This window comes from Enterococcus sp. AAFC-DPL-5182, from assembly GCF_058216605.1.
This window is the reverse complement of record NZ_CM177101.1, coordinates 868,607-881,895: the sequence shown is the minus strand read 5'-3', so window position 1 is coordinate 881,895 and position 13,289 is coordinate 868,607. Positions and strand designations below refer to the sequence as shown.

12 protein-coding genes are annotated in these 13,289 nt (G+C 31.0%); all 12 read right to left on the bottom strand.

All coding sequences use genetic code 11. The annotated features are described in order from the left end of the window. Positions 1 to 26: 26 nt before the first annotated feature. A complete protein-coding gene (gene glf, locus AC4BB7_RS04025; RefSeq protein WP_490484507.1) occupies positions 27 to 1,145 on the bottom strand; it encodes a UDP-galactopyranose mutase in 1,119 nt (372 codons plus the stop codon). 43 nt (positions 1,146 to 1,188) lie between these two features. After that, complete coding sequence (locus tag AC4BB7_RS04020) at positions 1,189 to 2,211, bottom strand: nitroreductase family protein (protein ID WP_490484506.1); 1,023 nt, start codon at positions 2,209 to 2,211, stop codon at positions 1,189 to 1,191. A gap of 11 nt (positions 2,212 to 2,222) precedes the next feature. Continuing rightward, entirely contained in the window at positions 2,223 to 3,626 is a 1,404-nt protein-coding gene (locus AC4BB7_RS04015) for a lipopolysaccharide biosynthesis protein (protein ID WP_490484505.1), read from the bottom strand. Positions 3,627 to 3,648: 22 nt separating this feature from the next. Further along, entirely contained in the window at positions 3,649 to 4,833 is a 1,185-nt protein-coding gene (locus tag AC4BB7_RS04010) for a polysaccharide pyruvyl transferase family protein (RefSeq protein WP_490484504.1), read from the bottom strand. An 89-nt stretch (positions 4,834 to 4,922) separates the two neighbouring features. Continuing rightward, on the bottom strand, positions 4,923 to 5,957 hold the full coding sequence (locus AC4BB7_RS04005) for a glycosyltransferase family 2 protein (RefSeq protein WP_490484503.1): 1,035 nt from the start codon (positions 5,955 to 5,957) through the stop codon (positions 4,923 to 4,925). Then, positions 5,950 to 7,023, bottom strand: a complete 1,074-nt coding sequence (locus AC4BB7_RS04000; RefSeq protein ID WP_490484502.1) for an O-antigen ligase family protein — start codon at positions 7,021 to 7,023, stop codon at positions 5,950 to 5,952. The genes AC4BB7_RS04005 and AC4BB7_RS04000 overlap by 8 nt, the downstream gene beginning before the upstream one ends. 217 nt (positions 7,024 to 7,240) lie before the next feature. Beyond that, positions 7,241 to 8,158, bottom strand: a complete 918-nt coding sequence (locus AC4BB7_RS03995) for a glycosyltransferase (protein WP_490484501.1) — start codon at positions 8,156 to 8,158, stop codon at positions 7,241 to 7,243. A gap of 40 nt (positions 8,159 to 8,198) precedes the next feature. Further along, the gene (locus AC4BB7_RS03990; RefSeq protein ID WP_490484500.1) at positions 8,199 to 10,151 is read right to left on the bottom strand and encodes a hypothetical protein; all 1,953 of its coding nucleotides are present in this window, start codon (positions 10,149 to 10,151) and stop codon (positions 8,199 to 8,201) included. A gap of 35 nt (positions 10,152 to 10,186) precedes the next feature. After that, positions 10,187 to 10,972: a DUF4422 domain-containing protein gene (locus AC4BB7_RS03985; protein ID WP_490484499.1), complete on the bottom strand. Its 786-nt coding sequence runs from the start codon at positions 10,970 to 10,972 to the stop codon at positions 10,187 to 10,189. A gap of 25 nt (positions 10,973 to 10,997) precedes the next feature. Continuing rightward, entirely contained in the window at positions 10,998 to 11,645 is a 648-nt protein-coding gene (locus AC4BB7_RS03980; RefSeq protein WP_490485116.1) for a sugar transferase, read from the bottom strand. A gap of 142 nt (positions 11,646 to 11,787) precedes the next feature. After that, a complete protein-coding gene (locus AC4BB7_RS03975; protein ID WP_490484498.1) occupies positions 11,788 to 12,552 on the bottom strand; it encodes a tyrosine-protein phosphatase in 765 nt (254 codons plus the stop codon). Between the two features lie 24 nt (positions 12,553 to 12,576). Then, entirely contained in the window at positions 12,577 to 13,278 is a 702-nt protein-coding gene (locus AC4BB7_RS03970) for a CpsD/CapB family tyrosine-protein kinase (RefSeq protein ID WP_086315654.1), read from the bottom strand. Positions 13,279 to 13,289 lie beyond the last annotated feature (11 nt).

Below are 13,289 nucleotides of genomic sequence, written 5' to 3'. Positions count from 1 at the left end.
TTTTTTAGACATCTTAGTTTATAAATCTACCTGTTGTTCCCAAATTCTTTTTTTACCGCTATCAAAGCTTCATTAATAACCATATGCATATCATAGTATCTATACATACCTAATCTTCCACCAAAAATAACTTTATTCTGCTCTTTTGAAAGTTTCAAATAACGCTTAAATCTTTCTGTATTTTTTGCATCATTTACTGGATAATAGGGCTCATCACCTTTTTCCCATTCTTTTGAATATTCTTTTGTAATAACTGTTTTTGACTGCTTGCCAAATTCAAAGTGTTTATGTTCTATTATTCTCGTATAAGGTACTTCTTTACTAGTATAATTAACTACGGCGTTCCCTTGATAATTATCAATATCTAATTCTTCTGTCTCAAATTTTAAGGATCGATATTCCAGTTCTCCGAATTGATAATCAAAGTATTGATCGATCATACCTGTGTAGACTATTTTATGAGCTTCCTTCTCAAATTTTTCTTTATTTTCAAAATAATCAGTATTCAGCTCAACTTCTATATTAGGGTGATCAAGCATTTTTTCAACAATCTGCGTATATCCACCAATTGGAATCCCTTGGTATGTATCATTAAAATAGTTATTATCATAAGTAAACCTAACTGGTAACCTTTTAATAATGAATGCAGGCAGTTCAGTGCAGGATCTCCCCCACTGTTTTTCTGTGTACTCTTTTATTAGTTTTTTATAAATATCAGTTCCAACCAAAGAGATAGCCTGCTCTTCTAAATTTTCAGGCTTTTTTCCTTCTAATATAGCTTTTTGATTTTCAATAACTATTTTTGCTTCCTCAGGTGTTACCACTCCCCATAATTTGTTGAATGTATTCATATTGAATGGTAAATTGTATATTTCATTTTTGAAATTAGCAATCGGTGAGTTGATGTATCCGTTAAACTCTGCAAATTGATTCACATAATCCCAGACCTCTTTGTTACTTGTATGAAAAATATGTGCCCCATATTTGTGAACATTGATTTCATTGATCTTCTCCGTAAAAATATTCCCTGCAATATGATTTCTTTTCTCAACAATTTTTACTCTTTTACCAAGTTTTGCTGATTCATGTGCAAATACCGCTCCAAATAATCCCGCTCCAACAACCAAATAATCATAATTTCCCATCAAATGTCTCCTTATCCCAATTACTATTTTTTATTCTCAAAAATTAACTTAGCACATTTATAATTTTCTGTGCATCTTTTCTTGTAGATTTAGGCACTACATTAGATTCAGCAAAATTTCCAATTGAGATGAACATAATCAAATCTTCCGTCTCTTTAATATTTGCTAGTCTTCTAATACCATCTTCTCTATCAATCGTTTGATTTGTGCTCAATGCGCATGCTGCTAATCCAACATACTCTAAAGAATACAATAAAGACATCGAGAACATTCCACCGTCTACATAACTTTGATTTCGTTCTGGACTTCTAAGATATACTTGGTTATTACCAGTGACCAGAACTAAAACGGGAGGAATTGGATAGCCATTTAATCCTCCTTGTAATGTTAATAATTCTTTTATTGTTTTATTATTTGTAATTATGTATACTTTCCATCCTTGTCTATTACAAACAGAAGGGGTTTTCATTGACAATTCGATTGCTTCATATACTAACTTTATATCCACAGTTTCATCTGAATAAGTTCTCACACTATGTCTTTCTTCACTTAATTGCTTAAAATCTTTACTTCTGTTTAGAGCTTTATCTTCAATTGATATTTCCAGTACACCCGAGCTAACAGAAGAAATTTCATTTATAAAATCAACTGGAATTAATTCGGAAAAACAACTGATCCTTTCATGGATATCATAATTATATGCCTCATGAAATTTCCTATACTCTAAAATTGCCGAAACAGCCATTTGATAGACATAATCATTTTCATCATACTTTTTTTCCTTATACAATTTCATATCATTATACAAATTTTGAAAAACAGTTTTTCCAAAGCCTAACCTCAGCTCATCACCAGAGTGCGTCATTCCCTTTTCTATAGCATGAACACTATAAATAATTCTTGAAGCAATTTGATCATAACTATCAGCTTTTTCAGTTAAAGAAGCTGATTCCCAAAATCTATTCATATCTCTTTTTTTAAAATCTTTAAGCTCTTTACGAATCGCATATTTTTTATAACCATTTATCAGGCTATTTGGTAACACTTTTTTTAAGGTACTTTTCATTTTTGATTCTCCTATTTTCTTTTCATCATATTTCCATATACTCCAACAACTACATCATAATTTAACACCAAAGCAACCACTATACCTATCGCTAAATTAATTAAATTACCAATTAAAGAATTATAATAACATAGACCGCACATGATGATTACGGCTAACATACTCCAAAATATTTTTCTCCATCTATACTTTATTTTAACCCATCGTGTCAAATCTCTTCCTCTATATAAAGCCATCACTAAATAGCTGATAATTCTTGAAAAAGAAGCTGCATATAATCCTAGATATTTGATAGCTAACAGCACTAAGACAATATTAACCGCCCCGCCAATTATTGAAGAGATCGCGATATGTTTAGTTTCTTTTAAAGCTACATATATTCCACCATAATAAGAAGTAATACAAGACAATAATACTGCTATATACAATATTGGAAGTTGAGCATACGCTTCTGCATACGATCCTTTTATTAAGAGTTTGAATAAAAATGGTGTTATACTAATCAATAAAGTAGTCATTCCTACCAAAACTGATGTTAATCTGTTAAAAATCGAGCTATAGTAGCTACTCACATCTGAGTCTGCTACAACTTCAGAAGCATTCTCTTGCCAAGATAGATTAAAAACATCATAGAATTGTCCCAGTAGGTTAGGGATTTTATTAGCAACAGCATAGATAGCATTAAATTCTATACCAAGAGCGGCAGTAATAATCAGTCTGTCTGACAAACCTACAACCCATAGTGAAATCGAGCTAGGAACTATTGGAATTGAATATTTCAGCATTTTCCTTAAAAGCTTGAAATTAAAACTTTTTACTTCTAACCAATGAAATAGACGTATTTTTTTTATTAAATAGATTAATGCAATTAACTGTGCCAAATTCAGCGATAGCATTAGTCCTATTAAACCTAGCTTAAGAAAAAACAACATTATAACGACTGTTATAACATTGATAGCAGAATTTAATACCGCACTGAATGAATAACTTTTAGTATCACCAAAACCTCTAGATACTTGCATTGCTAAATCAAGAAAAGTCCCCAAACCTAAATACACACATACTAATAATTTTTCATCAACCGTCATGTCCCCTAAAAAAAGTGAAACTATCCCAAGTGAAATAGTGGTTGATAATACTATAAACAGACAAGCTGTGGTAATTATTTGCCTTAAATCCTTTTCCTTCTCACGAAAGTCAATCATAAACCGAAAGGCCGCTTGTTTTATCTGTAACGTCACGATAGGGATAAATAATGCAATTAAAATACTTAATAAATCAAAGGTCCCATACTCTTTCTTCGTTAGATACCCTGTATAAAGCGGCAAAGTCACTATAGCAGCTAATTTGGGAAGAAATGTACCTATGCTTAATATTAATGTGTTTCTCAATAATTTCTTTTCTCTGCTTACCACTATGTGCCTCCTTCACTGTCAACTACTCAAATAACGCAAGACTATTGGCTTTTTGCTTCTCAGTTATCATATTCTCAATTACTTTTGATTCTTCATCATAGTTTTGATTGATAAAATACAAAGTGTTATTCAGCTTTTCTACATCTATATCATCTCTTACATCAAATAGATATTTTTCTTGTTTAAAGTTCGTTAATAATTCATAATATTTTGTTGCCCAGCCCACTGCAATACAAGGAATCCCATGTTTGTATGCATGAACAATTGAATGGTAGCGAGAAGCAATCAAGTAATCAAATTGAACCACTAACTTCTCATACTCGATGCAACTATACTCTTCTTTCAACAAGTTCAGTCTTTCTTCTTTTGGAAAACAATCTTTTAATTTTTTACAGATACTTAAATCTTCTATGGAATGACTAATTAAATATACATGTTTACCCATTTTTAGTAATTCTGTAATCATTGCTTCATACGTTTTAGTAACATTTTCTTGATTCCCGTGTTCAAAATTCTTTTTGTTTGGTAGGATTGCAACACTATTGTCTTTTATCTTTTCTGTCTTCAAATCTGGAATATTTTTATAGATATTTTTAAGTTCTAAGCTTTTACCAAATAACACCATATCCTCACACAATTGAACATTATCTAACCCAAACTCTTTTAACATTCCTAGCCCTTCATGTTCTCTAGCATAGATAATTTCTGGATGACTCATCACTTTTTTTATAAACGATCTCATCATGAAATGATTGGGAAATTTATAATTAAAAGGTCCAAAAGATTGAGGATATACATGCACAGGTATATTATATTTTCTTCCCAAATTGATTCTCAACAAATAGGTTACTTGAATACTTTGCTTCCAAACTGATGATAATGCGTAACCACTGACATCAATGATCAGATCAGTATTTTCCAATATTTCTTTCAACCGTTGTATATCAACCTTGTTTATCCTTTTTAACAAAGATACTGATTTAAATATGTTTCCAGTCAAATAGAGCAGATTTTTTAAAGAACTATCACAAATTTCAAAGTTATAATTTCGCTTTTCAGCTTTAGATCTCTTGTAATCCCCACTGGAAAAAAGTACTACTTTTTTATCTGGGTATTTTCGAGCAATTTCATTGACTACAGAAAAAGTCATAGCTTGTGCTCCTTTATTATATAAATCTCCTCCAGTTATTACCACATACCTTGTCATTATTCTCTCCTCAATTCATTATCCTAATCTTTTTAGTAGCCGTTCATTCTCTGAAAAATCAAAAACCTAAACATGATTTCTTATAACTATTAAATAATGTTTTTTAGCAAACTTAGTTTTGACAAAACATAAAGTAAATAAAACTTTTTCCTTTTGATTCCCCAAAACTTAATTTTCCTAAAAAAAGTCCGCGAGTCATTTAATCGCAAATCTAATAAAACTTCCTTAATTACTTTATCCTCTATAAAAAAATGAAATTTTTCCTTTTTTATTTTGATGCTGCTATTGTTGTTTTTATTCAAATAATCCTTCTCAAAGAGGTCAATAATCAAGCTAGCAGCATAATAAGCCAAATAATTTGAGTACTCGTTATTACTAAAATGATTGTTCTGAGATAACTCCTCTACTAACTTCAAATAGGTTCCTGCAATTTCAGGATTATATTTATTGTTGACTGAATTGACATGATCTAACCTATAATTATATATACTTTTCTCAACAGTTTTAAAAACAGGTTCTTTTCGAAAAACGTTTATCATAAATAACGCATCTTGCCTTTTTATAATTCCCTCTCGATAAAAAAGACCATTCTCAGTTAGGAATTTTCTTCTAAACATTTTTGCCCAAGGCGTTCCTAAATAATATCCTGAATTTTCATTATAGTCCCATTTCAAAATTGAATAGATCATCTTTAGAGATGATTGTTCGTTAGATTCAATTAATGAGTCTATTTCATACGTATTTATTCTTTTATTTTGCTTTACTGTACTGTACCCCAGCAACAACAAATCCACATTTCCATCTATATTTGATAGATAATCTAGATTGAAAAAATCGATATAATCATCAGGATCTAAAAAGAATAACCATTCTTTTTGCGCTTTTTCCATACCGACATTTCTTGCAACTGAAACCCCTTTATTCTCTTGAAAAAAATAGATAAACCGATCATCCTTTTTTACATAATTGTTGCAAATTTCTTTAATATATCCGTCCGAGCCATCATCAATTAATAAAAACTCACAACTCTCTTCAACTAAATTATGTAATTTTTCTAATCCTTCTATTAGAATAGATTCCTCTGTATTATAAATAGGTAAAATGAAACTAACTGACTTACTCATGTACTTCTCCTATTTTTTTATTTTCACTCCCAAAAATCATTAAAGTATACCCGAAACTTAAAAAGAGTATAATAAAATAAGTGTATGGAAAGAGAAGCGTTGCGTAAAGTATGAACAATACTAGTGCAAAAACCAAGACTGATATACTTTTTACTTTTTTAGAATATATAATGCTACCAACAAGAGGAATCAAATACATCATTGTTAAATACAAGCCACCTTGGCTGAGCAATTGCATTATAGAATTAGATAAAAAGCCATTTTTGTTAGTTCCAAGTAACTGGTCAAAAATACTCCTATCCAAATAACCGTGCCCTAATATTGGCTTGCTTTTCCATGCTTGCAGCCCAACAATATAGTCATTCTGTCTAACTGAAACTGAATGACCTCCATATAAAGACTTTTGGACAAAAACAATATATATAACAGCCGCAGATAATATTGCTAAAAAAAGAAATAATAATAACAATAACATGTATCCATATGACCTTATTCCTTTAGAAAAATACTGTATAAAAATATATGAAACGACTAACACTATAGCTAATACAATACCAATTGTTGAAAAAGTTGTCAGCATTGCCAAACTTAATATAACAACAGATAAAATTTGCGGTTTGTTGTATAAATAAAGTTTAGCAGTTAGCGCTACTACTAATTGTAGAGCATACATTGGTGCTTCAGCGAAAATTGCCGAGTTTCTAAGAAATAGTTCTCCATTGAATAAAATAGGCTGTGTTTCAAAATAAATATTATAGTATGACTTTACATATCTTGCCGTTCCCCAATCAAGAAATCTAAAGCTATTATTTTGAATAACATTTAAAATACTCCCAAAAAAATAGAAAAACAAAGAGATACAGGCAATCATCAACATTATATTAGAATATTTTCGAATAAAAACTTTACATACTGATGGATCTTTAAACGAGACAAAATAGACAATTAATATAGGCAATAAAATACTGTAATTCAATAAATAGTTACCTACATTGCCTACATTCCCAATAATCAGATAAAGAAGAGAGTAAGCACTAATCATCATAACTGTTACTATGGTTCTCATTGACAAACGCTTATCTGTTTTAAATGAGCCTAAATTTTTAATTGCAATTGCGACTAAACACACTATTACGGATATAAACAAATAATTAATTAATGCACTCTTTCTCGGCTGTATATAGACGCTTGAAGAGTATATAATAATTAAAATTACCAATGCATAGTCAATACACTTAGAAAATATCTTACTTATTACTTTCCCCTCCTTTTTACTGTATAACTTATGGAAGATACTTAACGTTTACTCCCATGACACCGTGATTAAATGCTTTATAAGCATCATAAACCAATCTCATTGAGGCTATTTTCCCTCGGTCTCCTCTTTTTTTAAGCAAAGAACCAATCAAGGCCTTATAATATTCAAACTTTATTCTTCTATGGGCAACGGCTTTGTCTTTGCTATAAGTCTGCATCATACTCCATCTGTTTCGATAACCGTAATAATCTTTCCATACGATTTTTCTATCTCTACCAGAATATCTGATCAATTCTTTTCCTACTTCATGATAGATAGTTGCCTCCGAAACATTAATGATGTTAAACTTTTCTCTAATTTTCATGGAGTACTCTACATCATCATACCAAATAAAATAATCTTGTCTTGGAAGTCCTATTTGTTTTATAACTTCTTTATTGACAAGTAAACCTACAAATGAAACAATATCTAGTTCAAAATTCTTATTGTATTCCTCTTCAGACACATCATCAAATAGAGATACTTTATCTGAAATCAGTCTTCCTCTGTGAGCTGTATTGATTTTACCATTCTCATAAACACTACCAGAAAAACATTTTACATTAGGATTGCAATCGCCATATTCTTTGATTTTCTTGAAAAAATGTTTGGATAAAATAGCATCATCATCTGAAATACTTATCCATTCACTATCATCCAACATAGCTGATTCTATGCCTTTTTTAAATCCTCCTGCACCACCAATATTTTCTGTTAAGTTTACAACTTTAATTTTTGAACATTGACCAAATTTATCTTCTAACATTTCCGAAGTACCATCTGTTGAACAGTTATTAACAACGATGATTCTGTTCACTTCTAATTCCTGATTCAATATACTTTTTAAGGATTTGTATAATAATTCCTTACGATTATACGTAACCACTACTGAAGTTATCTTCATTTGATTCAAATTCCTTTCATTCTTAGTAACGCGATCTATTTTATCTCTTTAACAGTTTTGAATAGATTTTTCCATAAGATAACTTTAGTTTAATTAGCTTTTTTAAAAATCCAGTTTTCCATCTAGAATCTGAAAAATCTTTTATAAATTTTTTAGGGTTTATCAGATAATAGAATACACTTTTAGGATTCGCCAGATCATACAATTGTGTATCATGATATCTTATTTTCCCAAAATACTTTATATTTTTCATCGTTGGATTCTGTCCAAATTCCTTCATATTGAAAAACAAATCATCCTTCTCATAGGATAAAAGATCAGACAAAATAGACTTATTATATTCTGATACAAATTTCAAAGAGCTTGTCTGAATTTCATTGACTATTCCTTCTTCTACTTCTCCTGAGTATTCATATTTTTCAAATTTAGGTAATGGTTGATTTTCCTCCCATTGGTACTCTTTGGTTGAACCCATAGGTGCTAAAAAACAAGTCTCAAAAAGTCCCATAAAGGATCTAATACTATCTTGCTCATCATAATTAAATAAATAGCCCTTACTCTTAAGATTATTTTGTTCAATCACTTTTTTAGCTTCAGAATTCAATCCAATAAAATAGCCCTCAACGTTAGCATCAATTTTACTAACTGCTAATGCCTGTTCAAAATAAGACTGCATATTGGCTCTCCAGCCAATATCAATAATTGCTATATTGCCAGAAAAATCAAATGATTTTAAGTAAGCTGTTACCAGTTCTTTTTTAGCTTTATTAGCAAGGAAAACTTTTTCTTTCAGCAAATAAAAAAAAGTAGCATAGTTTTCTTTATTTAAAAAATCTTTTTTCAATAGTATCTCATCTAATTTATAACCTTGTGCTTCAAAAAAATCATAAAAAACGGCAATATCCAAATAGTTATCAAATAAGTTTATAACCTCTCTAAGTGTAAAGGAAACTCCTAATCCTGCATTAAAGCAGAAACTTTCAGCAGTATCAAACATTTCATAAACAACCACAGGTCTTAAACTTTTTCTAGAAACATAAATATATTCCGTTCTATATTTTGGATACAATAGTGAAAAAGCCTTTTGCATTATATAACCATCTCTTGAGAAAAATAGAATTCTATCATATGCTTTGTTCTCTAAAGATTTCTGTAACCACTCAGTAAAGCCTAATAAAACTGGCCCAAGACAAGAGAAACCAAATTTACTGTATTCACTGATATCTTTGCTATTAATCCTATTTTCAATAAATGCCGTTAAACAACGATACTCTAATGTTTGCGGTATTTGCTCTCTTCTTTTATCATTAAATCCATACCTAGAAATATAATATGAATCAATTTTTTTCTTTCTAGAACCAACTAAATCAGCTTGGATAGAGTCTCCCAAATGTATTATCTTATTCGAACGACCATTTTCTGACTTCAATAAATAGTCGTATAAGGTACCGTTTTTCTTAGTAGCTCTTTTTTCAGAAGATATCAGTAGTTTTTCATAATTAGTAAATCCATTCTTTAACAGAATCTCTTCTACTACTACTTTAGGAAGATACATATCCGACACGATATAAACTTTTTTATGATTCAGTAAACACCAATCATAAACTTCTTTGATTGTCGTTGAAGCCACGCAGATTCTTTTCTCGATCTCAATTTCAATTGTTTTTAGCTCAGCTAGTATTTCAGGATCAAAATCTTTTATTTCAAAAAAAATATCATCATATAAAATCTCTTCATACTGAGTTTTTTCCCTAGCGATCCTTTCAGCTTCTAATCTAGTCTTTTTATAGTTATAAATCTTATGACGTTTCTCTTTAGTTCTATTAAAATATCGTTCAACTAAATCAAATACATCTGCTGGAACATACACATCGCGTTTAATCAGAGTATCAAAAATGTCAAAGGATATTATGTCATAATTTTTTATTTTATTAATAATTTGTGTACTACTTTTTTTAGGATAAGAAAGAAGCAACTTTTTTATTCTATTCATTCTACCCACTGCTCCCCACTAGCACTCTTCATTTCTTAAAAACTGGATTCAAATTTTTTTCCAAAAAACTTTGCTTTTAAAAAAGAAAAAACCTTTTTTTTAAAATTTACCTTACCCATGTATGTATATGGAAACTCCTTCAATTTGGCAGAATTTTGTTTCAACCATACATTGAATAGTATTTCACTTACTCTTCCTAAGTATCTCTTTTGAAAATCAGAGTATCCACTACTATCTATAACTTCTTCTAATTCAAACAAAATATCAAATAACCAGTTACAGTATGCATCCATATATTCCTTATTCATAATAAACATATTAAACATATAAGCACTTCTTGACTCCATTACTGCTACAAATGAGTCTTCATACTCAGGATATTTTTTCTTAATGATTTCTAGACTTTTATCCAAGTGCTCAGAATAATGAGTGTGAGAATAATGAGTATAAATTGTTTCTATATAATAGTTTCTTTTGCTTGGAACAATGATTTCATTTAATGATAAATACTTTGATATGTCTGCTTCTGAAACAACTTGTTTATATTTATCTTTAAAAAACCAAGTATATCTATTCTTTGTAAAATATCTTCGGTAGTGTACCAATCCAATATAGTCGGAATCTAGGTTTTTCCATGCCCAGTATAAAGCAGTCAGTTCACAGTATAGATTATTTTTGTTTGAAATATTCTCTCCAGTATCATCCGTTTGATACCCCAAATAATCCTTACCATATTTTCCAACTTGCAAAGGTAGATATAAATTATCTTCTGGCATTTGACACTTTTTATGCGTCGCAATTATAACTTTTATTTTCCCCAACTAGTTACTCCTTTTATTCTATTTTTTAATGTCCATTTGAGTTATTCAAACATAATACCACCGTAACAGTTTTCAATAATATCTTAAAATCATTCATGAGTGATTGATTATTTATATAACGTAAATCAAGTTCTACCATCTCCTTAAATCCGATACTATTTCTGCCACTGATCTGCCACAAACCTGTGCAACCAGGCTTAACACCTAATCGCTGCAAATCATTTTGACTATATTCAACGACTTCTCTTTGTAACGGCGGACGCGGACCTACTAATGACATCTCTCCTTTTAATACGTTCAAAAGTTGAGGCAATTCATCGATACTTGTCTTCCGAATTTTTTTCCCGATTTTTGTCACTCTAGGATCATCTTTTATCTTGAACATAGCACCTTCGATCTCATTTAATTCAATCAAGTCATGGAACTGCTCCTCAGCATCTGTACACATAGAGCGGAATTTGTACATGGTAAATAAACGGCCTTGTTTTCCCACTCTTTTTTGTGAAAAGATAACTGGGCCATTTGGATCCTCTTTTCGTATTAAAATAGCAACAATTAAAAACACCGGACTTAACAAAATCAAACCAAGTAAACTACCAAATATATCTATCATTCTTTTAGTCAGTCTAAAAGATAAAGATCGTTGTTCAGAAAATTCAATTTTTTTGTGCATACTTCTGCCAACATCTACAAACTTTCCCTCCAAATTTAACCACTCCTTTAGCATAAAAACCTATACCAACAATGTATTTAATTCTATGTTTTCTTTGACGATTATTATGTAGCTACTATTCCTAAAAAAACAGCTTCTCCCTTTAAAATAAGCCGAATTTTTTCTTTTTGATTTCTCTAAAAATAGGCTTTTGGACATCATCCCCATTTAAAATATCTCTAGCCATTCGCTGCATTGCCTCGACATATTTATCGCCCATATCTTTTGCAATAGCATCATATGCTTTTTTCATAAAAAAACCGCGCTTGCTAATATTATGCGCATCTGAAGCCATCATGTAGACCATATTATGTGCAACCATCAGTTTCGCAGTTCGCTCAATTTGTTTGCCGAAAACACCGACATAACTTGGCGCCGTCAATTGAGTCAACACACCCATCTCTAAAAATGGCAATAGTTTGTTGGGTTCTTGAATAAACTTGCTATTTCTTTCTGGATGAACGATTACAGGTATGTGACCAGCTTTTAGCAACTCAAAAAATAAATGCTCTGTATATGCAGGAATGTCATTGCTAGGAAGTTCAATCAAAATATAGCGATTATCAAGATCTGCAAATAAAATATTTCCTGTCTGGATTTGCTCTGTTAAATCTCCGCTGATTCGCACTTCTTGTCCTTCAAATAAGGTAAGCGGGATACTTCGAAAATCTAATTCTTTCTGTAACTCTGCGACATGAGTAATTACCTGACCAGCAGGATTATCATATCTGCCATTATTATGATGAGGTGTACAAAGAATATGAGTAATTCCCTGTTTTACGGCCATCCTAGCCATATCAAGCGAATCGTCGATTGTTTGTGCACCATCATCAATTCCTGGTAATATATGGCAATGTAAATCAATCATTGGCTTTTTCCTTTCCTGCGATTATTATGAACCGTAGTAATAGCCTTGATCTGCTACATTTTTAGAGCCATTGTATACGACACCTAAAATATTCGCATCTACTAGTTCTAATAAACTTTTAGCTTTCAATAAAGAATCTCTTTTTGAGACATTTTCCCGGACGACTAAAATCGTTCCGTCTGATTTTGATGATACGATTTGTGCATCTGTTACCGCTACGACTGGTGGCATATCAAAGATTACCAAATCATACTGTTGTTTTAATTCCATCATCAATTCTTTCATTCGTCTAGAGTCCAACAACTCGGAAGGATTTGGCGGCTTAGGTCCACTTGTCATTAAGAACAAATTATCAACACCTGAAGCTTGTACCACTTGATGCAGTAATGTTTCACGGCTCCCTAATAAAGTACTTAATCCACGGATATTATCCAAAGAAAATGTTTTGGCTACTGTTGGTTTACGCATATCTGCGTCTACTAACAGCACACGTTTACCCGAATTAGCAAATACAATAGCCAGATTGGCTGAAGTCGTAGACTTTCCTTCGCTTGGTCCTGAAGATGTGATTACTAATGTTTTTAGATCTCTATCTACCATAGCATATTGGATATTTGTTCGAATCGTTCTATATTGTTCAGAAATTGGTGAAGACTTATCCGCTAATGTAATTAAGCTTACTGCTTTAGTTTTCTGCTTTTTTTGAGGCCTTACTTTATTTGTCATTCTATACTCCT